The sequence below is a fragment of the Cryobacterium glucosi genome, from assembly GCF_004402235.1.
GTDB classification, from domain to species: domain Bacteria; phylum Actinomycetota; class Actinomycetes; order Actinomycetales; family Microbacteriaceae; genus Cryobacterium; species Cryobacterium glucosi.
Genome location: NZ_SOFS01000019.1, coordinates 372,010 through 394,904 on the forward strand (window position 1 = coordinate 372,010; position 22,895 = coordinate 394,904).

Below are 22,895 nucleotides of genomic sequence, written 5' to 3' on the forward strand. Positions count from 1 at the left end.
GACCGCTGACAGTCCCGCCCGGGGGCCGGGGTCCCGGGCGGAGACCGCTAGAAATCGGTGTGGCCGAGGTCGGGGCGGGAGACGAAGCGGGCCCGGGTGCTTCCGGTTCCGTGCAGGAACAGCACGAGGAGCTCATTGCGCTCCCGCAGCACCGGGCCCGGAACGTACAGGGTGGTCTGCGGTCCGCGGTCCCAGAACCGCCCGAGGTTGAACCCGTTGATCCAGGCCTGGCCCTTGCCCCAGCCTGCCGTGCTGAGGAAGAGGTCGCGTCCCTGCTCTGTGTCGAACGAGCCGCGCGCGAACGCGGGTCCGCTCAGCGAGCCGACCGGGGCCTCCACGGCGACCGTGTCCGCGGCGGGCTCGGCGGCCCGGAGCGAGTCGAAGGCGAATGTCAGATCGACGTCCAGGTCGGGATCGAGATCGCGCTCGCCGCCCCCGTCGGAGCATCGCGGATGCTGGGCGAAGAGCCGGCTACCGGCTGCGGCGAATCCGTCCAGGTCGAGGGGCAGCACCTGCCAGTTCCCGAGAGGCGCCCCGTCGAGGGTCGCCGGGCCGATCAGGCCCTTGTCCTCCCCGATTCTCGGGCCGTAGTTGACCCGGCCCTGGTCCTCGACGAGGAGGTCGAGCGTGGACCCCTTCGGCAGGCTGATCGACCGGTCGTGGTGGTCGCGCTGCAGAACGCCGACGGGATTGCCGTCGACGAACACCTGGGCGCGATCGCGGATCGCGCCGAAGGAGAGCAGATGTGCGCCGGGGGCCAGCCTGCTGCGGTACAGCGCGAATCCGGTGTACTGGCCGAGGGCATCCATGCTCGGCAGCCCCGGCACGGGTTCGGCGGCCGGGTCCGCCAGCTCGCGCAGAGCGTCCCAGAGCGTCACCGACTCATCGAGCTCGACCTCGAAGGCGGGCGCCGCCGGAACGGCTTCGGGCAGTTCGGCCGGCACCGGCCCGTACCGGGCGAGCACCTCGCGGAAGGCGAGGTATTTCTCCGTCACCTCCCCGCTCTCGGAGAGCGGAGCGTCGTAGTCGTAGGACGTGACCGTCGGCTGGAACACGCCCTTGTCGTTGGCGCCGTTGGTGAAGCCGAAATTGGTGCCGCCGGTGAACATGTAGAGCGACACGGAAGCGCCGGTGGCGAGCAGGGCGTCGAGCTCACGGGCCGAGTCCTCCGCGGAGGTGGTGTGGTGGTGGGCTCCCCAGTGGTCGAACCAGCCGTTCCAGAATTCGGCGCACATGAGCGGCCCCGTCGGCTGGTGGCGGCGCAGGGTCGCCAGTCGTTCGGTGGCCCGCGACCCGAACGAGCCGGTCTTGTGCAGGCCGGGAAGGCTGCCGTCGGTCAGCATCTGGTCGGTGGGCTGGTCGATCGTGGTGAGCGGCACCGTGATGCCGCCGGCCCGGTTGAGGTCGACGAGCGCACGCAGGTAGTCCTTGTCGGCGCCGTATGCGCCGTATTCGTTCTCGATCTGCACGAGGATGACGGGCCCGCCCCTGTCGATCTGACGGGAGGCCACGATCGGCAGCAGCTGCCCGAAGTATTCGGCGACCGCCGCGAGGTAGAGCGGTTCGTTGCGCCGCACGCCGACGGCCGGGTCGCGGAAAAGCCAGCCGGGCAGGCCGCCGTTGTCCCACTCGGCGCAGATGAAGGGGCCCGGCCGCACGATGGCGTACATCCCCTCCGCCGCGATGAGGTCGAGAAACCTGGCCAGGTCGAGCCCGGCATCGGTGCGGAACTGCCCGCGAACCGGCGAATGCGCGTTCCACGCCACGTAGGTCTCGATCGTGTTGAGCCCCATCAGCCAAGCCTTGTGGATCCGGTCCGCCCAGTGGTCCGGATGAACCCGGAAATAGTGGATGGCGCCGGCGAGCACCCGGAACGGCGTGCCGTCCAGGAGGAAGTCGGTCTCGCCGATCGCGAAGTCGGCCACGGTCACTCCCCCGCCCGCGGCCGGCTCAGCACGGCGACCCCGGTCGCCGGGAGGGTGAGCGAGCCGGCGGCCAGGGTGCTTCCTCCGAGATCGACGGCCGTGAGGCATCCATCGAACGGGGTGAGTGCCACCGTGACCGCATGCGCGGAATGGTTGATGTAGAAGAGGTACTCGAGGATGTCCGTCTCACGCACGGCGAGCTGGACAGTGCCGCGCACGTCGGAGGGCAGCGGTGAGGCGATGCCGGCATCCGCGGCGAAGCGACCGACGAGGGCGACGAGGGCTTCCCTGTCGAGTACCGTCCCGACGAAGCTGGCCCGTCCGGCACCGACGGCACGGCCGGTGATGGCCGGCACGCCGGGGAACGGGCCGTCGTCGAAGCGCGCGAGCACGTCGACGTCGTTCCGCACGGTGACGTCGTGGGTGAGCAGCGTCCCTGTCGAGCCCGCGGGCAGGTCGCCGGACAGTCCGACGGCCTGGCCGGCGAGCAGGCCGCCGAATTCCTCTGCGCGCACGCCGAGCAGCTCACGGAAGGCACCGGGGTAGCCGCCGGGGTGGATGTGGTCGTCGGCGTCGGCGATGCCGGAGAAGACGCCGACCGTGAGGTGGCCACCACCGGTCACATAGCCGGTGAGCGCTTCCGCGAGGTCTGCCGTGACCACGTAGAGCATCGGGGCGATCACGAGGTCATAGCCGTCGAGGCCGGGTCCGTGCAGCACCGATCGGGCGGGAATGATGTCGGCCTGGAGCCCGTTCGCGAGCGCCGCGGTGTACCAGGTCATCGCCTCGGCCTTGTAGCGCAGCAGCTCGGTGGGGTGCGAGTCGAGCTCGGAGGCCCACCACGAGTCCCAGTCGAAAAGGATGCCGATGCGGGCCTGCCGGGTCCGGCTTCCCGCGACCTCGGCGAGGCCGGCGAGGTCGCCGCCGAAGCGGGCGACCCTGCGGAAGACGGTGCTGTCTTCACCCGCGTGCGGGAGCATCGCGGAATGGAACTTCTCGGCGCCGGCCAGCGACTGTCGCCACTGGAAGAAGCAGACCGCGTCCGCGCCATGCGCGACGTGCGTGAGGCTGTCGCGGCGCAGCTGGCCGGGCGACTTCGCCTGGTTGACCGGCTGCCAGTTCACGGCGCTGGTGGAATGCTCCATCAGGAACCAGGGCGCACGATGCGCGATCTGGCCGGTCAGGTTGGCCGAGAACGACAGTTCCTCGAAGGCCTCCGGGTCTGCGACGAGCAGGTAGTGATCGTTGGAGACGATGTCGACCTCGTCGGCCCAGTCCGCGTAGTCCATGCCGCGGGTCTCCCCCATCACCATGAAGTTGGTGGTGATCGGAACCTCGGGAGTCGCCTGCCGCAGGATCTCGCGCTCGGCGACCAGGTAGTCCTTGAGTGCGTCGCTGGAGAACCGGGCGAAGTCGAGTTGCTGGGTGGGGTTCGGGTGGGTGGCGGCGAGGCGCGGCGGCAGGATCTGGCTCCAGCTCGAGTAGTTCTGGGACCAGAACGCGGTGCCCCAGGCCCGGTTGAGTTCGACGAGCGAGCCGTACCGGCCTGCGAGCCAGCCGCGGAAGGCCGCAGCAGCGTCGTCAGAGTAGTCGTAGACGTTGTGGCAGCCGAGTTCATTGCTGATGTGCCACATGGCGAGTGCGGGATGGTCGGCGTAGCGCATGGCCATCTTCTCGACGAGGGCCAGGGCGTACCGGCGGAAGACCGGTGAGGTCGGACGCCACTGCTGGCGGCCGCCGGGCCAGATGGTCTCGCCGAACCGGTTCACGGGCAGCACCTCAGGGTGCGCCTCGGTCAGCCAGGGTGGCGGGCTCGCGGTTGCGGTGGCGAGGTCGACGGCGATGCCGTTGGAGTGCAGCAGGTCGAGGGCGCGGTCGAGCCAGCCGAAATCCCAGCTGTCGATGGTGGGCTGCAGCAGCGCCCAGGAGAAGATGCCGACGCTGACGATGTTCACGCCGGCCTCGCGCATCAGCCGCATGTCGTCGGCCCAGACCGCCTCCGGCCACTGCTCGGGGTTGTAGTCGGCGCCGTATGCGATACGGGCGGTTCCGGACGCCAGGCTCTCCGTGCCGTCGGCGAGGGTGTGCGCATCCGGCCAGCGCACCCAGCGGGTCGCTGTCGATGTTGCCGCGATGGTCGCGCTCACGGTGCTCATGACGCGCTCCGGGCGGCCAGGCGGACGATGGACCAGGACAGTGCCGGCAGCACCGCGGTGAGGCGGGCGCCGTCTTCCGACAGCGTCAGGCCCGTGAGTTCGACGGGTGCCACCGTCTCCTGATGATCGAGGGCATTCGTGCTGAACCGGTCGCCGCCGTCCGGGGCGTGCACGCTCCGCGCGGACCGGATCGCTCCGGCGGGTGCCCCGGCCAGGTCCACGTCCAGGGTGAGCGGGGTGGCGCTCGACCGGTTCACGAGATACAGCACGACCTCGTCGTCGGTGGCCGTCGCGGCGGCATCCGCTACGTCGACGGTGCCGTGGGCGACGGTTTCGTAGGTGTCGGAGTGGATCGCGGTGGCCAGCACGTCGCCGCGGGCGGCGCCCGCGGTCAACGCGAAGGGGAAGAACGTGGTCTGTCGCCAGGCCGGTCCGCCGGGTTCGGACCTGATCGGGGCGATCACATTCACGAGTTGGGCGAGGTTGGCCATCGAGACCCGGTCGCTGTTGCGCAGCAGGGAGATCAGCAGGGAACCGACGACGACGGCGTCGCTGACGTTGTACTCGTCTTCGATCAGCCGGGGGTGGGCGTTCCAGTCGCCGGTGAGCAGGTCCTCCTTGTCCACCTCGTTGAAGCGGGTCTGGTACCAGACGTTCCACTCGTCGACGCTGATGCCGATGAAGCGGTCGACGCCCCGTTCCGCCGCCACCTCGTCGACGATCGCGGCGACGTCTCCGATGAAGCGGTCCAGGCCGACGCCGGAGGCCAGGAAGCTGCCGAGGTCGCCGGGCTTCTCCTCGTAGTAGGCGTGCAGGGAGATGTGGTCGACGAGGTCGATGGTGTGCCCGAGCACCGTGCGTTCCCAGCTGCCGAAGGTGGGCATTTCGGCGTTGGAGCTGCCGGCGACGACGAGTTCGATGGTGGGGTCGACCCATTTCATCACCCGGGCGGTCTCGGCGGCGAGGCGCCCGTATTCCTCGGCGGTCTTGTGGCCGATCTGCCAGGGGCCGTCCATTTCGTTGCCGAGGCACCAGACGCGGATGCCGAACGGTTCCGTGCGGCCGTTGGCCCTGCGCTCCTCGGAGCGGGTGGTGCCTCCCGGGTGATTGGCGTATTCGAGCAGGGCCGCGGCTTCCGCGACGCCCCGGGTGCCCAGGTTCACGGCCTGCATCACCTCGACGCCCGCGGTCTCCGCCCAGGCCGCGAATTCGTGCAGGCCGACCTCGTTGGTCTCGATGCTGTGCCACGCCACGTCGAGGCGCACGGGGCGCGTGTCGCGGGGGCCGACGCTGTCTTCCCAGCGGAAGCCGGAGACGAAGTTGCCGCCGGGATAGCGGACGAGGCTCGGGTTCAGTTCCCGCACCAGGTCGAGCACGTCCTGGCGGAATCCCTCCGCATTCGCGGCGGGATGACCGGGCTCGTAGATGCCCGTGTACACGGCGCGGCCCATGTGCTCGACGAAGGAGCCGAAGATCCGGGGCGAAACGGGTGCCACAACGTTGTCGCGGGTGATGCTGAGCCGGGCGTGCAACACGGGAGAAGATCCTCTTTGTTCGGTACGACGGTGGTGAAGGCGACGGAAAAGGGTGGGCCTGGTCCAGGCCCACCCTTCTCCGACGGTGGCGCAGGATGCTACTTGCTGGTGACGGTGAAGCCCTGCTGGTTGCCGTAGTCCGCGGTGGCCTTCTGCCACGCGGTCAACCCGGCATTGAGGTCGGACTTGGCGGCATACGCCTGGCCGACCGTGTCCTTGAAGATGCTGTTCGAGTAGACCTGGAACGGGAGGTAGCTCCAGCCGGGAACGACGTCCTTCGCGGACTGCACGAGGACCTGGTTGATCTTCTGGCCGCCGAAGTAGTCGCTCGTGGCGTTCAGGAACGCGTCGGAGTTCAGGTCGGCGACGGTCGACGGGAATCCGCCGGCGTCGATCGAGATCTGGGTACCCGCGCCCTCGTTCATGTACTGGAGGAAACCGGCTGCGACGAGCTTGTTCTTGCTCTGCTCGAGGATGGCATCTCCACCGCCGCCGTTCTCGGCGCTTGCCTTGTCGCCTGCCGTGTACGTCGGCAGCGGCGCGACCCGCCAGTCACCGGCGGCTTCCTTCACACCGGACTCGAGGTTGCCGGGCATCCAGGCACCGATGTTGAGGGTGGCGATGGTACCGTCGCCGAGGCCCTTGTACCATTCGTCGCTCCAGCTGGGCGTTGCGGCGAGGAGGTCGTTGCTGAGCAGCGTGTTCCAGGTGTCTGCGAACTTCTTCGAGCCCGCGTCCTGGAGGTTGATGCTGACCTTGGTGGAGTCCGTCGTGGTGTACGGCTGGCCGCCGGCCTGCCAGATCATGCTCGTGGTGAAGCCGGCGTCGCCGGTGTCGTTGGTGATGTAGGCGTTCGGGTTGGCCTCGTGCAGCTTCTTGGCCGTTGCGACGTACTCGTCCCAGGTGGTGGGAACGGTGAGGCCGTACTTGTCGAAGACGGCCTTGTTGTAGAACATGGCCATGGGGCCGGAGTCCTGCGGGAGGGCGTAGATGCCGTCGCCGAGCTTGACCGATCCCCAGGTGCTGTCGGTGTATTCGGACGCGTACGAGTCGAAGCCGTATGCGCTGAGGTCGGCGAGCGACTTGGACAACGCAAACTGCGGAAGCGCGTAATACTCGATCTGGGCGATGTCCGGCGCGCCGGACCCTGCCTTGATCGCGTTCTGGAGCTTGATGTACTGATCGTTGCCGGTTCCCGCGTTGACGACCTTGACGGTCACATTCGGGTGTTCCTTCTCGAACGCCGCGGCGATCTTCTCCACGGCCGGGGCCCACGCCCAGACGGTGATGGTCGACTTCTCGTTCAGGGCCGCGGTGATGTCCGCGGCGCTGGCGGTCGACGATGCTGTCGATCCGGTTCCGGATCCGGAACACGCGGCGAGGGACATGCTGAGCGCGAGTCCGGTGGCGACGACGACCGCGGTGCGACGCAGTGCCTTCCTGGTGCTGTGTGGTGCTTTCATGAAATGCCTTTCACTTCCTTGTAAATGGATGGACTGCGATGCGGGACAGGTGGTGCGGTCGAATGGGTCGGGGGGTCACGCCTTGACGCTGCCGGCGGCGAGACCGGACTGCCAGTAGCGCTGCAGGAACAGGAACGCGACGACGATCGGGATGATTGTGAGCATCGAACCGGTGATCACGAGGTTGTAGATCACGTCGCCGCCGACGGTCTGGGCCTGATTGCTCCACTGCTTGAGTCCGACGGTGAGCGGGTACCAGGTCGGTTCGCTCAGCATGATCAGGGGCAGGAAGTAGTTGTTCCAGGTGGCCACGAGGGTGAACAAGAGCACGGTCACGAGGCCGGGGGCGAGGAGCTTGAGGGAGATGGTGAAGAAGGTGCGGAATTCGCCTGCCCCGTCCATGCGTGCGGCCTCGAGCACCTCGGTCGGCACGGCATCGAGGGCGTAGGTCCAGATCAGGTACAGGCCGAACGGGCTGATCAACGAGGGCAGGATGACCGCCCAGGGCGTGTTCGTGAGGCCCATCTGGCTGAACATGAGGAAGGTCGGGACCGCGAGGGCCGTGCCGGGGATCGCCACGGCACCGAGCACGACGGCGAAGACGGCCTTCTTGCCCGGGAAGTTGAATTTGGCCAGTCCATAACCGCCGAGTGCCGCGAGGAAGGTGGCCCCTCCCGCCCCGACGACGACGTACATCAGGGTGTTCCCGAACCAACGGACGAAGACTCCGTCGTTGTAGGTCACGGTCGCGACGATGTTGTCCCAGAGGGCGTTCGGACCGCTGAACCAGAGGCCGAAGGAGTTGAGCAGCTCGGCCTGGGTCTTCGTCGAGTTCACGAAGAGCCAGAACAGGGGAAGCAGGCTATAGAGGACCAGCGCGCCCATGATGATCGTGAGCAGGATCGACTTCTTTGTGTGCAGGCCCTGGTTGGACTTGTTCGTCCGGGTGTAGCGGGACATCCGTGGGGCCCTGGCCTGGCTTGCGGGCACGTTCACTCTGGCCTGGTCAGTGGTGGACATCTCAGACCTCCTTCCGCGAACCGGAGTTCTGCACGATGTAGGCGATGACGGCAGTGAAGAGGCCGACGATGATCGCGATGGTGGCCGAATAGTTGTACTGCTGGCCCGCGAACGACAGGTTGTACGCGTACATGTTCGGGGAGAAATAGGTCGAGATGGTGTTGGGCGCCAGGGACTGCAGGATGCTCGGCTCGTTGAAGAGCTGGAAGCTGCCGATGACCGAGAAGATGCCGCCGATCACGATGGCGGGACGCAGCGCCGGCATCTTGATGCTGCGGATGATGCGGAAGGCGCCGGCGCCGTCGAGGGAGGCCGCCTCATAGAGGTCGGTCGGGATCACCCGGAGCGCCGCATAGAACAGGATCATGTTGTAGCCGATGAATTCCCAGGTGACGATGTTGCCGATGCTCGCGAGCACCCAGCTGCTCCCGAGCGGGTCAGGAATGGCGAGGTGGAAGAAGTCGTTGAGGTTGCCGACCAGGCCGAACTTCGTGCCGTACATGAAGCCCCACATCAGGGTGGCGACCACCGCGGGAACGGCGTACGGCAGGAAGATCGCGATGCGGAAGAAGCTGGACAGGTGCAGGCGCGCACTGTCGATCGCGAGGGCGGCGAAGAGTGCGATGCCGAGCATGATCGGAACCTGCACGACGAAGAACAGGGTCACCCGCCCCATCGACTCCCAGAACTGGGGATCCGTGAGCGCCTGGCCGTAGTTCGCGAAGCCGACGAAGGAGTTGCCCCCGACGAGCTGTTCCTTGAAGAAGCTCAGGTAGATCGAATACAGTACCGGAGCGATCAGGACGAGGGTGAAGACGACCATGAACGGGGCGATGAACTTCCAGCCGGTCCAGTCGCGCTTCTGCACGTGCGGCTTCCGTGGGCCGGAAAGCGCCTGGCCACTGGGGGTGAGCGTTGACAGCGTCGTCATTCCTGTTTCTCTGACTCGATAGTGTGGTGCGGCGGATGATGGAGTTCGAGGTTCCTGGTCATGTTTGCGTAAACATGACGTGTAAGCACGCTAGCATGTTTACGTAAACATACGGAAGCATTTTCCGGGACCCGGGAGGGAACGTGGCAAAGATCAGCCCCGCTGAAGGCGCCGGCACCTCCGCGCCCTCGACTCCCCCGAGTCACCCGACTCACCCGACTCCCCAGAGTCCCCTGACCCGCGGTGTGCAGCGCCTGCCGTCGATGGCGGATGTCGCGGCCCTGGCCGGCGTCTCGTCCCAGACCGTTTCCCGAGTGGTGAACGCCCGCAGCAATGTCGACTCCGACACCCGGGACCGCGTGCTCGCGGCCATGGATGAGATCGGCTACCGCCCGAACAGCGCCGCCCGCGCCCTCAAGTCGGGCCGGTTCAGCACCATCGGCGTGATCATGTTCACCCTGTCGAGCTTCGGCAACATGCGCACGCTCGACGCGGTGGCGATGGCGGCCGCGGAGGCCGGGTACTCGATCACCCTCATCCCGGTGACGAGACCCACCCAGGGTGCGGTCACCGGCGCCGTGACCCGGCTGGCCGAGCAGGCCGTCGACGGCATCGTGATCATCATGGAAGCCCACATGCTCGACCGGATCGACGTGACCGTGCCGACCGGGCTTCCCGTCGTCATCGTCGACTCCGACGCCGGTTCCCGGTACACGGTCGTCGACACCGACCAGACCGAGGGCGCCCGCCTGGCCACCCAGCACCTGCTCGACCTCGGTCACCGCACGGTCTGGCACATCGCCGGCCCGGAGTCCTCCTTCTCGGCCGGTCGCCGCACGGCGTCGTGGCGCAACACCCTGAAGGCGGCCGGTGCCCCGGTGCCCCCCGTGCTCGAAGGGGACTGGAGTGCGCAGAGCGGCTACGTGCACGGGGTGACCCTCGCCGCCGACCCGCTCGTCACGGCCATCTTCGCGTCCAACGACCAGATGGCCCTCGGTGTGATGCGCGCGATGCATGAGGCCGGCCGGGCCCTGCCCGCCGACGTGAGCGTCGTCGGCTTCGACGACATGCGCGAGTCCGGTGAATTCTGGCCCCCACTGACGACGGTGCACCAGGACTTCGCCCAGGTCGGCCGGCTCTGCATCGAGAAGCTCCTGCGGCAGATCGATTCCCCCGGTGCGTCCGTTCCTGGCACCACGATCGTGCCCACGCACCTCGTGGTGCGCGGAAGCACAGCCCCCAGAACCGCCTGAGGTATCCGCCACGCCCCGTTCGCGAGAGCGCACTTTTGGCCCTTAAACCGCCGTTTTAAGGGCCAAAAGTGCACTCTCGCGAGCAGTAGCGGGGTGCGTTAACGCACGCGACGGCCGCCCCCGAAGGGAGCGGCCGTCGACTTCGGTGCTGCTAGATGACGGCGAGGGTCTGGCGAGCGATCTCCAGCTCCTCGTTCGTCGGGATGACGAGCACGGTGACCTTCGAGTCATCGGTCGAGATGACGCGGGCGGCCCGGGAGAACGGGTCGTTCTTCGCCGGGTCGATCTCGATGCCGAGGAATTCGAGTCCGGCGAGGGCGCCGGCCCGGATGATTCCCGAATTCTCGCCGATACCGGCGGTGAAGACGATCACGTCGAGTCCACCGAGCTGGGCGATGTAGTTGCCCACGTAACCGCGGATGCGGTGGTAGTAGACGTCGAGGGCAGCCTGGGCGACCGCGTCCCCGGCTATCGCGGCGTCCTCGACGTCGCGCATGTCACCGTTGCCGGTCAGTCCGAGCATGCCGCTCTTCTTGTTCAGCAGGGTGTCGAGCTCTTCGATCGACATGCCGGCCTTGCGGTGCAGGTGGAACAGCACGGCGGGGTCGATGTCGCCGGAGCGGGTACCCATGACGAGTCCCTGCAGCGGGGTGAGGCCCATCGAGGTGTCGATGGACTTTCCACCGTCGACCGCGCACGCCGACGCCCCGTTTCCGAGGTGCAGCACGATGGTCTTGAGCTCGGCGAGCGGGCGGCCGAGGAACTCCGCAGCGGCTTCGGACACGAACTTGTGCGAGCTGCCGTGTGCTCCATAACGACGGATGCCGTACTCGGCGGCCAGCGCGGTGTCGATCGCGTAGGTGTACGCCGGTGCCGGCATCGTCTGGTGGAACGACGTGTCGAAGACGGCAACGTGGGGCACGTCCGGGAACTGTGCCCTGGCCGCGTTGATGCCCTGAACGTGTGCCGGGTTGTGGAGCGGCGCGAGGTCGGAGAGCGCGCTGATCTGGGCGAGCACCTCGTCATCGATCACGGTCGGACCCTGGAAGATACTGCCACCCTGCACGACCCGGTGGCCGACGGCCACAAGGTTCGCCGTGCTGAGCTGCGGGCCGCTGGCGGCGAACGCGGCGAGCATCACGGCGAATCCGGCGGTGTGGTCCGGGATCGGCAGCGTCTGCTCGACGCGGTCGGAACCGGCGGCGGTGTGACGGGCGTGCCCGCTCGCCTCACCGATGCGCTCGACGAGACCGCTCGCGAGCTCGGTCTCCGTCTGCATGTCGATCAGCTGGTACTTGAACGACGAGGAACCGGAGTTGATTACCAGGACGGCGCTCATGCTGAGACCGTCGCAGTCGCGGCAGCAGCGGCGGCAGCGGAGTCGAGTGACGCCGCCTGGATTGCGGTGATCGCAACGGTGTTGACGATGTCCTGCACAAGTGCTCCTCGGGAAAGGTCGTTGATCGGTTTGCGCAAGCCCTGCAGGACAGGGCCGAGCGCGAGGGCGCCAGCACTGCGCTGGACGGCCTTGTAGGTGTTGTTGCCGGTGTTGAGGTCCGGGAAGATGAAGACGGTGGCCCGGCCGGCCACGGCCGAAGCCGGCATCTTCACAGCGGCGACAGCAGCATCCGCTGCCGCGTCGTACTGGATCGGGCCCTCGATGAGAAGGTCGGGGCGACGCTCGCGGACGAGCGCGGTCGCGGCGCGGACCTTGTCGACGTCCGCCCCCTTGCCCGACTCGCCTGTCGAGTACGACAGCATCGCGATGCGCGGCTCGATGCCGAACTCGACGGCCGTCTCCGAAGCGGAGATGGCGATGTCGGCGAGCTGCTCTGCGGTCGGGTCGGGGTTCACGGCGCAGTCACCGTAGACGAGGACCTTGTCCGCGAGGGCCATCAGGAACACGCTCGACACGACGGACGTGTTCGGGCGGGTCTTGATGATCTCGAAGCTCGGGCGGATCGTGTGCGCCGTGGTGTGCGTCGCACCGGAGACCATGCCGTCGGCCAGTCCCATCTGCACCATCATCGTGCCGAAGTAGGACACGTCGGTGACGACGTCCCTGGCCTGGTCGATGGTGACGCCCTTGTGAGCGCGCAGGCGGGCGTACTCTGTGGCGAACTTGGTGCGGAGCTCCTCGTTGAAGGGGCTGATCACCTGGGCCTTCCCGATGTCGATGCCGAGCCCGATCGCGCGGGAGCGGACCTCGACCTCTTCCCCGAGAATGATGATGTCTGCGACATCGCGGGCCAGCAGGGTCGCGGCGGCGCGCAGCACGCGGTCGTCCTCCCCCTCGGGCATCACGATGCGCTTGCGGTTCTTCCGGGCACGTTCGAGCAGCGTGTACTCGAACATGAGCGGCGTCACGACGTCGGCGCGGCTCACCTTGAGGCGATCGAGCAGAACGGATGCCTCGACGTGGCCTTCGAAGAGGGCGAGCGCGGTGTCGAGCTTGCGCTGCGAATCCGCGGCCATCCGGCCGGGGGTGTGCGTGATGCGCACCGCGGCCTCGTAGGACGCGAGTTCGGTACGGATGATCGGCACCGAAGAAGCGAGCCCCTCGACTAGCTGTTCGATCTCCGTCGGGAGGTCGAAGCCGCCGACGAGGATGATGCCCGCGATCGAGGGGAACGTCGCAGAGGAGTTCGCCATCAGCACGGCGAGGAGCACATCGGGACGGTCGCTCGGGATGAGCACGACGGCCCCGTCGAACAGGCGGGGCAACACGTTCACCATCGACATCGCCGCGACGACGACTCCGAGGGCCTCACGGGACAGGAGCGCGGGGTCCCCCTTGACGAGGGTTCCCTTCACGGCCTTGAGGATGCTCTTCATGCTCGGTGCGACGATGTACGGGTCCTCGGGAAGCGCCCAGACCGGCACGTTCGCGAGTTCGCTTCCGGGGGCGTCGACGACGTCGCGGACGGCGCCGATCACGTCGTCCAGGCGCGTCGGATCTGCCCGGTTGACGATGACGCCGAGCAGCGAGACGTGCTCGTTGCGCAGTTCGGCGATGGTGACATCCGTCAACTGGCGGATGTCGTCCGGCGTGCGCGGGTCGCTCTGGCCGAGCCTGTCATCCTGGTTGAGCGTCTCGCCCTGGCCGGAGCCCACGCGTCCACCGAGAACCAGCAGCACAGGGACGCCCAGGTTGGCGGCGATGCGGAGGTTGAAGGCGAGCTCGGTGGGGCTGCCGACGTCGGTGTAATCGCTTCCGATGACGACGACCGCGTCACACTGGGCCTCGACGGCCTTGTAACGCTGCACGATACGGCCGAGTGCCGCATCGGGGTCGAGGTGGACTTCGTCATAATGTACGCCTACGCATTCGTCGTAGGTGAGCGGGGTGCTCGTTGCAGCGGTCGCACTTGCGGCCTTGCCTGCGGAGAGGTGCTCGAGCAGGAGCTCGAGCACGTAGTCGGGATGGTTGGAAGAACGGGCGACGGGACGGAAAACGCCGACCCGTTCGACCGAACGAAGCAGGGTGTCCAGAACACCCAGCGCGATCGTAGATTTGCCTGTATAACCCTCGGCGGAGGTGATGTAGATACTGTCAGCCACGATTAGACGTTATCCCCACCTGTGGAAAGTCCCACATCGACCGGGGTGGCGCCGATGCCGTTCGCATCCCACACCCACTCGGTGACCGCGGGAATGTCCTCACCGAATGCACGCGTGTAGTCGCGGGCGCGGAGGCGGGCATCCTGCATTTCCTGGCGGAGAACACCGGCGCGCGCGCCGAGTCCGGGGACGCGGTCGATAACGTCCATCACCAGGTGATACCGGTCGAGGTCGTTGAGCATGACCATGTCGAACGGTGTCGTCGTGGTGCCGTTTTCCTTGTACCCGCGGGCGTGCAGGTTCGCGTGTCCGTGGCGCTTGTAGGTCAGGCGGTGGATCAGCCACGGGTACCCGTGGTATGCGAACACGATCGGCTTGTTCGCGGTGAAGTAGGCGTCGAACTCGGCGTCGCTGAGTCCGTGCGGGTGGTCCGCCTCGGACTGCAGGCGCATCAGGTCGACGACGTTGACGACGCGGACCTTGAGGTCGGGCATCGCTTCGCGCAGGATCGCGGCGGCGGCGAGGATCTCGAGGGTCGGGACCTCTCCGGCTGCGGCGAGGACGACATCCGGTTCGGTGCCGGCGATTTCGGTGCCTGCCCAGTCGAAGATGCCGAGGCCGCGGTCGCAGTGTGCGACGGCCTGGTCCATGGTGAGCCAGTTCGGCGCGGGCTGCTTGCCTGCGACGACGACGTTCACGTAGTCGACGCTGCGCAGGCAGTGGTCGTAGATCGAGAGCAGCGTGTTCGCGTCGAAGGGCAGGTAGACGCGCACGACATCCGCGCTCTTGTTCACGACGTGGTCGATGAAGCCCGGGTCCTGGTGGGAGAAGCCGTTGTGGTCCTGGCGCCAGACGTGCGAGGAGAGCAGGTAGTTGAGGCTCGAGATCGAGCGGCGCCACGGGATCTCGCGGGTGACCTTGAGCCACTTCGCGTGCTGATTGAACATCGAGTCGACGATGTGAATGAAGGCCTCGTAGCAGTTGAAGAGGCCATGGCGACCGGTGAGCAGGTAGCCCTCGAGCCAGCCCTGGCACTGGTGCTCGCTGAGCATCTCCATGATGCGGCCGGCGCGTTCGAGGTTGGTGTCGCCCTCGTGGTATTCGGCGTTCCAGGTCTTCTCCGTCGCAGCGAACACGGCGGGGGCGAGACGGTTGGATGCTGTCTCATCCGGCCCGAAGATCCGGAAGTTGTCTGGGTTGTCCCTGATGACATCCGCGAGCCAGGTTCCGAGGACCTTCGTGGCCTCATCCGTCGTGGCTCCAGGGGAGGGAACATCGACGGCATAGTCGTGGAAGTCGGGAAGGCGCAGCTCCTTGCGGAGCAGGCCGCCGTTGGAGACGGGGTTCGCGCTCATCCGCAGCTCACCGTCCGGGGCGAGCCCGGTGATCTTCGCGACCGGCGCACCGGACTCGTCGAACAGTTCTTCGGGGCGGTAGGAGGCGAGCCAGCCCTCGAGGAGGCGGGTGTGCGCCTCGGTGTCGCGGGCGTTGCTGAGCGGCACCTGGTGCGAACGCCAGGAGTCGACGACCTTGAGGCCGTCGATCGTGGTCGGGCAGGTCCAGCCCTTGGGGGTGCGCAGGATGATCATGGGCCAGCGCGGACGCTCGGTGTCGCCGGCGAGGGCGCGGGCCTTGATGTCGGCGATCTCGTTGAGCACCTCGTCGAGGGTCTCGGCCATGCGCTGGTGGACGAGGAGCGGGTCTTCCTCGTTGAATCCGCCGGAAACGATGTACGGCTTGTGGCCGTAACCGCGCATCAGGTCGAGGAGTTCCTCCTCGGGGATGCGGGCGAGGATGGTCGGGTTGGCAATCTTGTACCCGTTGAGGTGCAGGATCGGCAGCACGACGCCGTCGACGAGCGGGTCGACGAACTTGTTGGAGTGCCAGCTGGTGGCGAGCGGTCCGGTCTCGGCCTCGCCGTCGCCGACGACGGCCGCGACGAGCAGGTCGGGGTTGTCGAACGCGGCGCCGTAAGCGTGGCTGAGCGCGTAGCCGAGCTCGCCGCCCTCGTGGATCGAACCGGGGGTCTCCGGTGAAGCGTGGCTCGGGATTCCGCCCGGGAAGGAGAACTGGCGGAACAGGGCCTTGACGCCGCGTTCGCTCTGCTCGACACCGGGGTAGATCTCGGTGTACGTGCCGTCGAGGTAGGCGTTGGCGACCATGCCGGGCCCACCGTGGCCGGGGCCGGTGACGTAAAGGGTGCTGATCTTGCGTTCCTGGATCGCGCGGTTCAGGTGGGCATAAATGAAGTTGAGTCCGGGGGTCGTTCCCCAGTGCCCGAGCAGGCGGGGCTTAATGTGGTCGCGGGTCAACGGTTCCCGCAATAACGGATTGTCGAGCAGGTAGATCTGCCCCACCGAAAGATAATTCGCGGCTCGCCACCAGGCGTCTACGCTCGCGAGCGCTTCATCGCTCAGCGGACGTGGCTGCTGGGTGGGCCACAAGAAGGTTTTATCGGACGTGTTGACCATGGGTGCCTCCGGCACTGTCGGGGCGCGATCCGCGCATAGCCCAGTCTATGAGTAGATATGGAATCGTTATCACGGAATTGTGCGCAGTATGCGACGCGCGCGTAGTGACTAGTGCGCGGCATGCCCAGACCTCGGCCCGGGTGGGCGTCAGAGTGCCCTGCGGAATCCGCTTTTCGAGGCCGCGGGGGCATGAAAAAACTCCTCGCGCACCCACCAGAGCCCAGTTACCCTTGCTACGTTTCCGTCCTGGGGGAGTTGGCTGAGATAGCGCCACGCGAGGAGCCGCTCCCAGTTTATGCGCAAAGCCGCACCGAGCCAAAAGCAGGTCCCTGCGCAGCGCGTTCTCAAGTGCCTTCAGAAACAGGTAAGATTCTTCGAGGTTGTTACCTTCGGGAAATGACCGGCCAGGAGAATTCGCCTAGTGGCCTATGGCGCACGCTTGGAAAGCGTGTTGGGTGAGAGCCCTCGGGGGTTCGAATCCCCCATTCTCCGCCAGTAAAGATTCATCAACGGGTGAGCGCACAGCGCCCACAGCCGGGGTTCGAATCCCCCATTCTCCGCCAGTAAAGATTCATCAACGGGTGAGCGCACAGCGCCCACAGCCGGGGTTCGAATCCCCCATTCTCCGCCAGTAAAGACTCGTCAGTCGGCGAACGGATGCCGGGGCGCACGCGGCGCCGGCGGCGGCGGCACTTCCTTCGCGGCCACGATCTCGGCAAGCACGATCGTGACGAGACCGCGTTTCGTCTCGACCACGCAGTCGGCCGGACCGCACGCGCGGAGGTAGCCGACGGCATCCGTCACGCCGCCCTCGATGGTGCGGCGCACGACGACGCGGGTCCCGATCGCGGCCTCTGTCACGAAGCGGGCGGCGGCCACTGCTGCACTACTCATAGGGCGAGCCTACGCGGCGCCAACCTCTGCGCCGGCCTAGCGCAGCCTGCTGAACGCCTCGACCCGCTCGGTCTCCCCCGCGACGAGGATCACATCGCCCGCCTCGAGAACCGTCTCGAGGGTCGTGTAGCTCCAGCCGGCCCCCTCGTGGAAGAACGCGGTCACGGTCACGCCGTGCACCGGACGCACCCGGGACTCGCCGAGTGAGACCCCCACGATCACGCGAGGGGGCGCCATCTTGACGAGGGCGAAGTTCTCGCCGATCTCGAGATAGTCCTGCATCACCCCGCGCACGAGGTGCGCGACCCGCTTGCCCATGTCCTTCTCCGGATAGATCACGTGGGTCACGCCGAGCTGGTCGAGGATCGCGCCGTGCGGTTCGCTCACCGCCTTGGCCCATATGTTGCCGATCCCGAGCTTGAGCAGCAGCGACGCCGTGAGGATGTTCGCCTGGATGTCGCCGCCGATCGCGACGACCGCTGTGCTGAAGTCGGCGACCGCGAGCTGGCGGAGGGTCTCCTCTTTCGTCGAGTCTGCGCGCACGACGTGGGTGAGCAGGCCGTTGTGCGCCTGGACGATATCGGCATCGCCGTCGATCCCGAGCACCTCGGTGCCGCTTTTCATCAGCTCGAGGGCGAGGGAGCTGCCGAACCGGCCGAGGCCGATCACGACAACGGCGTCCTCCTGGGTGAGACGGGAGGACGAGCGACGCCCGAAGAGGGAGAACTTAGCCAATGATCGGCCTTTCTATGGGGAGTTCGAAGGCGCTGGGCCGCTGCCGGAGTGCGAGGGCGGACGCGAAGGCGATCGGGCCGAGCCTGCCGATGAACATGAGCAGCATCAGCACGACCTGCCCGCCGGGAGGAATGGCCGCGGTGATGCCGGTCGAGAGCCCCACGGTAGCAAAGGCAGAGATCACCTCGAAGAGCAGCGCGTCGAGGCTGAAATCGGTCAGGAGCATCAGGATGACGGTGGAGAAGGCGATCACGGCCACGGCGATCAGCACGATCGTGATGGCCTGGCGTTGCACCGAGCGGGCGAGTTGCTTGCCGAACACGGTGACCGTCCCTTCGCCGCGAATCTCCGCGACGAGGACGAAGAACAGGACGGCGAAGGTCGTGATCTTGATGCCGCCCGCGGTTCCGGCGGGGCCGCCGCCGATCAGCATGAGCACGTCGGTGCCGAGCAGGCTCGCCGAGTCCATCTGGCCCCAGTCGATGCTGTTGAAGCCCGCCGTGCGCGCCTGGACCGACTGGAAGAATCCGACCAGGATCTTGTCCGACCAGCCCAACGGCCCGAGGGTCGACGGGTTCGACCACTCGACTGCTGTGAGGTACACGGCGCCTGCAACGAGGAGCACAACGGTGCCCGCGAGCACGAGCCGGGTGTTCATCACCCATTTCCGGGGCAGGCGCGGGTACCGGCGCAGCTGCACGAGCACGGGGAAGCCGAGACCGCCGAGGATGACCGCCGCGGCGAGCGGGAGGCAGACCCACGGGTCGGTCGCGTAGGAGATCATGTTGTCGCTGAACAGGGCGAACCCCGCGTTGTTGAACGAGGACACCGCGTGGAACAGCCCGAGCCAGAGCGCCCTCCCGAGCGGCTCGCCGTAGCCGAAGAGGAACCGCAGGCTCAGCACCACGGCGACGCAGAGCTCGATCAGCACGGATGTCCCCACGACGCCGAGCACCAGACCGCGCACGTCCTCGAGTCCGACGCTCTTGACCTCGGCAGCGGCAGTGATCCGGGAGCGGAGGCTCATCTTCCGCAGCACCGAGAGCCCGACGACGGACACGAACGTCATGATGCCGAGGCCGCCCACCTGGATCAGGAGCATGATCACGACCTGCCCGAAGGGCGTCCAGTGCGTCGCGGTGTCGACGACGACGAGCCCGGTGACGCAGACCGCGCTCGTCGCGGTGAAGATCGCCTCGAGCAGGCTCGACCCACCGGGACCCACCCGCGCGATCGGCAGCATCAACAGCGCTGTGCCGACGAGGACCGCCAGCGCGAAGGCCGCGACGCCGGCCTGGGCCGGGTGCGCCCGGAATCTCGGTGGCTGCGCGCGGCGGTGCGCGCTGGGAGAGTCTGGCACGAGCCCACTCTACGGATTCCAATCCGCCTCGACGAGGGCTCCGGACTACTTGTGCGGCCCGGGGAATACCCGAGGCCGGACCAGAACTACGAAATGGAGCTCTCATGAACACCATCACGAAGCGTCTCACCGCATTCGGAATCACCGGAGTCGCGGCATCCGCACTCATCGTCTGCGGCTTCGTCGCCCCGGCGCAGGCAGCGGAAACCGGTACGGTCTCCCCCTCGGGCAGTGACGGCAGCAGCCTGGCCAACACGGTCGACTTCGGCCTGCTGAACGACGCGCTGCGCGGCATCGACGCGAACGGGTCCGGCCTGAACGGGTCCGGCGCGAACGGAACCAGCACGGATGCCCTCGGCGGCGGAGTGCTGAACGCCCCGCTGGTTTCCGGCCCGGTCGTCTCGGGCAACTCCGTCGGCAACGGCGCCTCGATCGGCAACGGCACCTCCGTCCCGGTCGCGTCCGGCAACGACGTCCCGGTCGCCTCCGGCAACGACACGGCCGTCACTGCTCCGGTGACCGCCCCGGTCACGGCTCCCTTGACCGCTCCGCTCACCACCGACACGACCGCGCCCGTCACCGCTCCTGTCACCGCTCCGGCCGGCAACGGCACCTCGGCGTCGGTCGATGACATCGGTGCGAGCGTCAGCGACATCGTCGACGGTGCCCTCAGCGGCTCCGGCAGCACCGGCGCCACGAACGGCACCGGCACCGGAATCGACCTCGGCGGCATCCTCGGCCGCTGACCCGGCCCGCACGACCGGCTGCACCGCAGCCTCCACCCGGAACCGGGCGGCACGATCCCCTCGTGCCGCCCGGTTCCGGCGTCTGCCCGCACGCACCCGGGCACCGGGGTGCGGCGTGCTGTCCCCTTTAAGGTGGCTATCCGGCACGCTCTCTCATTCGCGATAATCTGGGTACACCGGCTAGGGGGAACGCTTAAGGTGAAAGTCACTGGGGGACCGCTCATTCGGGCGCACGCTCTGAGACCGCACGGCCGGTTGCTCCGGCAGTCCGGTCTGTCCGTGCTCGCCCTCGTCGCCCCGGTTTCCGCCGTGCTCTACTGGCTCACGATCCCGACAGATTCCTGGCGACCGGTTTTCGTCGGCCAGATCATCCTCGTCGCCATCTGCGTTCTCGCCGCGATCGCGTTCTTCCGCACCGTGATCTGGGTCGACAGGGACGGCGTCTCCGAACGCGGCTTCCTGGGCAGGGTCACGAGCTACGACAAGTCCGTGATCGGCACCATCGTGCTGCTCGACCTCTACGAAAGCGGCGCGCTCGACACGCACCCGCAGCTGTTCATCACGGGACTCGACGGCCGGCTGCTGCTGCGGATGCGCGGCCAGTTCTATTCGCGCGGGGCGATGGAGCTGATCGTCGAACAGCTCGACGCGCCGATCGTGCGGGTCGCCGAACCGATGACGCTGCAGGACCTCAACCGGTCCCGGCCCGAGCTGCTCTACTGGTTCGAGCGCCGCTACACCTCCCACACAAGCTGAGCGGATGCCGGGCGGCGGCTCAGCGCCGGCGGCGGGTTCCGAAGATGCCGGCAACGACCCCGGTCAGGATCGACTTCGTCACGGACGACCCGAGCACCTCCTCGAGCACGCTCTTCTGCGGCTTCGCGCTCGTGCGGGTGCGCGCCGGGCCCGCGGTCTGCCGCATCAGCCGGTCGTATTCGGCCTGCGCCTTCCGGTCGGCCTGCTCCCCGGCCCGCGCATCCTTCGCCTCCTGCGCGGCGGCGACCTTGTCCGCCTTCTCGCGCTCCGCGGCCGCCTTCGCCGCATCGAGCGCCGCCTGCTCTGCCGCCTGCTGCTCGGCCGCGGCCCGGTTCGCCGCCTCGAGCTTGGTCGCGAGGATCTCCCGCGCCGATTCCCGGTCGATCGCGGCGCCGTATGTCGCCAGGAGCGGCGAGGCCGCGACGGCCGACTCGATCGCGGCATCCGCAGTCGGAGACATCGACCCCTGCGGCGCGCGCAGTCGCGTCCAGGCCACGGGACTCGGGGCGCCCTTCTCGTTCATCACCGTCACGATCGCCTCGCCGGTTCCGAGCCCGGTGAGCACCTCTTCGAGGTCGTAACCGGAGTTCGGGAACGTCGAGACGGTCGCCCGCAACGCCTTGGCGTCGTCCGGGGTGAAGGCCCGCAGCTGGTGCTGCACACGGGAGCCGAGCTGGGCGAGCACATCGCCGGGCACGTCCTTGGGGGTCTGGGTGACGAAGAAGATGCCGACTCCCTTCGAGCGGATGAGCCGAACGGTCTGGGTGATCGACGCGAGGAAGTCCTTGGAGGCGTTCGCGAAGAGCAGGTGCGCCTCGTCGAAGAAGAACACGAGCTTGGGCTTGTCGAGGTCGCCGACCTCTGGCAGGTCGTTGTAGAGGTCGGCGAGGAGCCACATCAGGAACGTCGAGAAGAGCGCTGGCTGGTTCTGCACGCCGGGCACCTCGAGCAGGCTGATCACGCCGCGGCCGTCCGGCGCGGTGCGGAGGAACTCCCGGGTGTCGATCTCGGGCTCGCCGAAGAACACGTCGGCGCCCTGGTCGGCGAAGGTGATCAGCTCGCGGAGGATCACGCCGACGGTCGCCGGGGACAGTCCGCCGAGCCCGGCGAGCTCGGCTTTGCCTGCCGGGCTCGTCAGGAAGCTCAGGACCGCGCGCAGGTCGGTGAGGTCGAGCAGCGGCAGGCCGGCCTGGTCGGCGTAGTGGAAGACGAGGCCGAGGCTGGACTCCTGGGTGTCGTTGAGGCCGAGGACCTTGCTGAGGAGCAGCGGGCCGAACCCGGCGACGGTCGCGCGCACCGGTACACCGCGGCCGGTGCCGCCGAGGGAGAAGTACTCGGTCGGGGCGGCCTGGCCGGCCCAGCCCTGCCCGATGCCGCGGGTGCGGGCGAGCAGCTTGTCGTTCGGCACGCCCGCGGTCGCGACCCCGGACAGGTCGCCCTTGATGTCGGCGGCGAACACGGGCACGCCGTGCGCGGAGAGCTGCTCGGCGAGCACCTGCAGGGTGCGGGTCTTGCCGGTTCCGGTGGCGCCGGCGACGAGGCCGTGCCGGTTGGTCATCGCGAGCGGGATCCGGATCGGCACGTCGGCGAGGGCGTCGCCGTTGACGAGGGCCCCCATCTCGAGCGCCGGCCCGCTGAAGGCGTAGCCGGCCCGGATCACGTCGACCTGGGCGGCCGTGAGCGGTGTTGCGTGTGCCGCGGGCGCCGCAGGTGCCGCGGGTGCCGCGGGTGCCGGCACCGGTGCCGCCGGGCCGGACCCGGTCTGGGCGGTCGCCGTCGCGGCATCCGCCTGCTCCTGAACGGCCGCAGCCTGCACTCTCGCGAGGGCGGCTTCGGCGTCGGCCTGCGCCTGGCGGGCCGCGGCGACCGCGGCCTCGGCTGCGGCCTGGAGTTCGGACAGGTGATCGGCGGCGTCGCTCGGATTCATGGCGCGATCCTAGTCCCACACGCGATCCGTGCGCCAAAATCCCGGCCGCGAGAGCGCACTTGTGGCCCTTAAACCTCGGGTTTAAGGGCCACAAGTGCGCTCTCGCGGAACACACGCGCACGAAGGGCGGCGTGTCGGGGGGAGATAGGGCGGGGCGAGGCG

Annotated in this window: 16 protein-coding genes, 1 tRNA gene and 1 other RNA gene; 4 read left to right on the forward strand and 14 right to left on the reverse strand. The window is 67.7% G+C overall.

All coding sequences use genetic code 11. The features are described from left to right. Window positions 1-47: 47 nt before the first annotated feature. From E3O46_RS10375 to E3O46_RS10400, 6 genes are all read right to left on the reverse strand, one after another. Entirely contained in the window at window positions 48-1,925 is a 1,878-nt protein-coding gene (locus E3O46_RS10375) for a glycoside hydrolase family 35 protein (RefSeq protein WP_241975169.1), read from the reverse strand. Window positions 1,926-1,927: 2 nt separating this feature from the next. Then, on the reverse strand, window positions 1,928-4,081 hold the full coding sequence (locus E3O46_RS10380) for a beta-galactosidase (RefSeq protein ID WP_134561652.1): 2,154 nt from the start codon (window positions 4,079-4,081) through the stop codon (window positions 1,928-1,930). Next, window positions 4,078-5,616 carry an arabinosylfuranosidase ArfA gene (gene arfA / locus E3O46_RS10385; protein WP_198413712.1) on the reverse strand — a complete coding sequence of 513 codons (1,539 nt, stop codon included), beginning with the start codon at window positions 5,614-5,616 and terminating at the stop codon, window positions 4,078-4,080. Before arfA ends, E3O46_RS10380 begins: the two co-directional genes overlap by 4 nt. Before the next feature lie 98 nt (window positions 5,617-5,714). Beyond that, window positions 5,715-7,079, reverse strand: coding sequence for an ABC transporter substrate-binding protein (locus tag E3O46_RS10390; RefSeq protein WP_134449852.1), 1,365 nt, complete (start codon window positions 7,077-7,079; stop codon window positions 5,715-5,717). A gap of 75 nt (window positions 7,080-7,154) precedes the next feature. Continuing rightward, entirely contained in the window at window positions 7,155-8,039 is an 885-nt protein-coding gene (locus tag E3O46_RS10395) for a carbohydrate ABC transporter permease (RefSeq protein ID WP_241975181.1), read from the reverse strand. 61 nt (window positions 8,040-8,100) lie between these two features. Continuing rightward, window positions 8,101-9,030: a carbohydrate ABC transporter permease gene (locus E3O46_RS10400; RefSeq protein WP_134449850.1), complete on the reverse strand. Its 930-nt coding sequence runs from the start codon at window positions 9,028-9,030 to the stop codon at window positions 8,101-8,103. Between the two features lie 263 nt (window positions 9,031-9,293). On the opposite strand from E3O46_RS10400, the gene E3O46_RS10405 reads away from it, so the two are divergent. Further along, entirely contained in the window at window positions 9,294-10,283 is a 990-nt protein-coding gene (locus E3O46_RS10405) for a LacI family DNA-binding transcriptional regulator (RefSeq protein WP_134450071.1), read from the forward strand. A gap of 151 nt (window positions 10,284-10,434) precedes the next feature. Here the strand turns inward: E3O46_RS10405 and E3O46_RS10410 are convergent, their stop codons facing one another. From E3O46_RS10410 to ffs, 4 genes are all read right to left on the reverse strand, one after another. Then, a complete protein-coding gene (locus tag E3O46_RS10410) occupies window positions 10,435-11,622 on the reverse strand; it encodes an acetate/propionate family kinase (RefSeq protein WP_134561653.1) in 1,188 nt (395 codons plus the stop codon). Continuing rightward, window positions 11,619-13,844 (reverse strand): phosphate acetyltransferase, encoded by a 2,226-nt coding sequence (gene pta / locus E3O46_RS10415; protein WP_134449848.1) that lies wholly within the window; start codon window positions 13,842-13,844, stop codon window positions 11,619-11,621. The genes E3O46_RS10410 and pta overlap by 4 nt, the downstream gene beginning before the upstream one ends. 2 nt (window positions 13,845-13,846) lie before the next feature. Next, window positions 13,847-16,315, reverse strand: a complete 2,469-nt coding sequence (locus tag E3O46_RS10420; RefSeq protein ID WP_134558025.1) for a phosphoketolase family protein — start codon at window positions 16,313-16,315, stop codon at window positions 13,847-13,849. A 190-nt stretch (window positions 16,316-16,505) separates the two neighbouring features. Next, window positions 16,506-16,602, reverse strand: an RNA gene (gene ffs, locus E3O46_RS10425) — signal recognition particle sRNA small type. Window positions 16,603-16,722: 120 nt separating this feature from the next. Here ffs and E3O46_RS10430 point away from each other — a divergent pair. After that, window positions 16,723-16,810: transfer RNA gene (locus E3O46_RS10430), tRNA-Ser, on the forward strand. A gap of 147 nt (window positions 16,811-16,957) precedes the next feature. On the opposite strand, the gene E3O46_RS10435 is transcribed toward E3O46_RS10430, so the two are convergent. From E3O46_RS10435 to E3O46_RS10445, 3 genes are read right to left on the reverse strand one after another with little or no spacing between them, the layout of a single operon-like run. Beyond that, a complete protein-coding gene (locus tag E3O46_RS10435) occupies window positions 16,958-17,209 on the reverse strand; it encodes a putative acetyltransferase (protein WP_134446880.1) in 252 nt (83 codons plus the stop codon). 36 nt (window positions 17,210-17,245) lie between these two features. Beyond that, entirely contained in the window at window positions 17,246-17,944 is a 699-nt protein-coding gene (locus E3O46_RS10440; RefSeq protein WP_134558026.1) for a potassium channel family protein, read from the reverse strand. Further along, window positions 17,937-19,304, reverse strand: a complete 1,368-nt coding sequence (locus E3O46_RS10445; RefSeq protein WP_241987386.1) for a TrkH family potassium uptake protein — start codon at window positions 19,302-19,304, stop codon at window positions 17,937-17,939. Before E3O46_RS10445 ends, E3O46_RS10440 begins: the two co-directional genes overlap by 8 nt. Window positions 19,305-19,408: 104 nt before the next feature. On the opposite strand from E3O46_RS10445, the gene E3O46_RS10450 reads away from it, so the two are divergent. Together E3O46_RS10450 and E3O46_RS10455 are read left to right on the forward strand one after the other, a co-directional pair. Then, window positions 19,409-20,050, forward strand: coding sequence for a RodZ family helix-turn-helix domain-containing protein (locus E3O46_RS10450; RefSeq protein WP_134558027.1), 642 nt, complete (start codon window positions 19,409-19,411; stop codon window positions 20,048-20,050). Between the two features lie 279 nt (window positions 20,051-20,329). Beyond that, window positions 20,330-20,806, forward strand: coding sequence for a hypothetical protein (locus E3O46_RS10455; RefSeq protein ID WP_134446874.1), 477 nt, complete (start codon window positions 20,330-20,332; stop codon window positions 20,804-20,806). Window positions 20,807-20,825: 19 nt separating this feature from the next. On the opposite strand, the gene E3O46_RS10460 is transcribed toward E3O46_RS10455, so the two are convergent. Next, complete coding sequence (locus E3O46_RS10460) at window positions 20,826-22,733, reverse strand: helicase HerA-like domain-containing protein (RefSeq protein ID WP_134561654.1); 1,908 nt, start codon at window positions 22,731-22,733, stop codon at window positions 20,826-20,828. Between the last annotated feature and the right edge of the window lie 162 nt (window positions 22,734-22,895).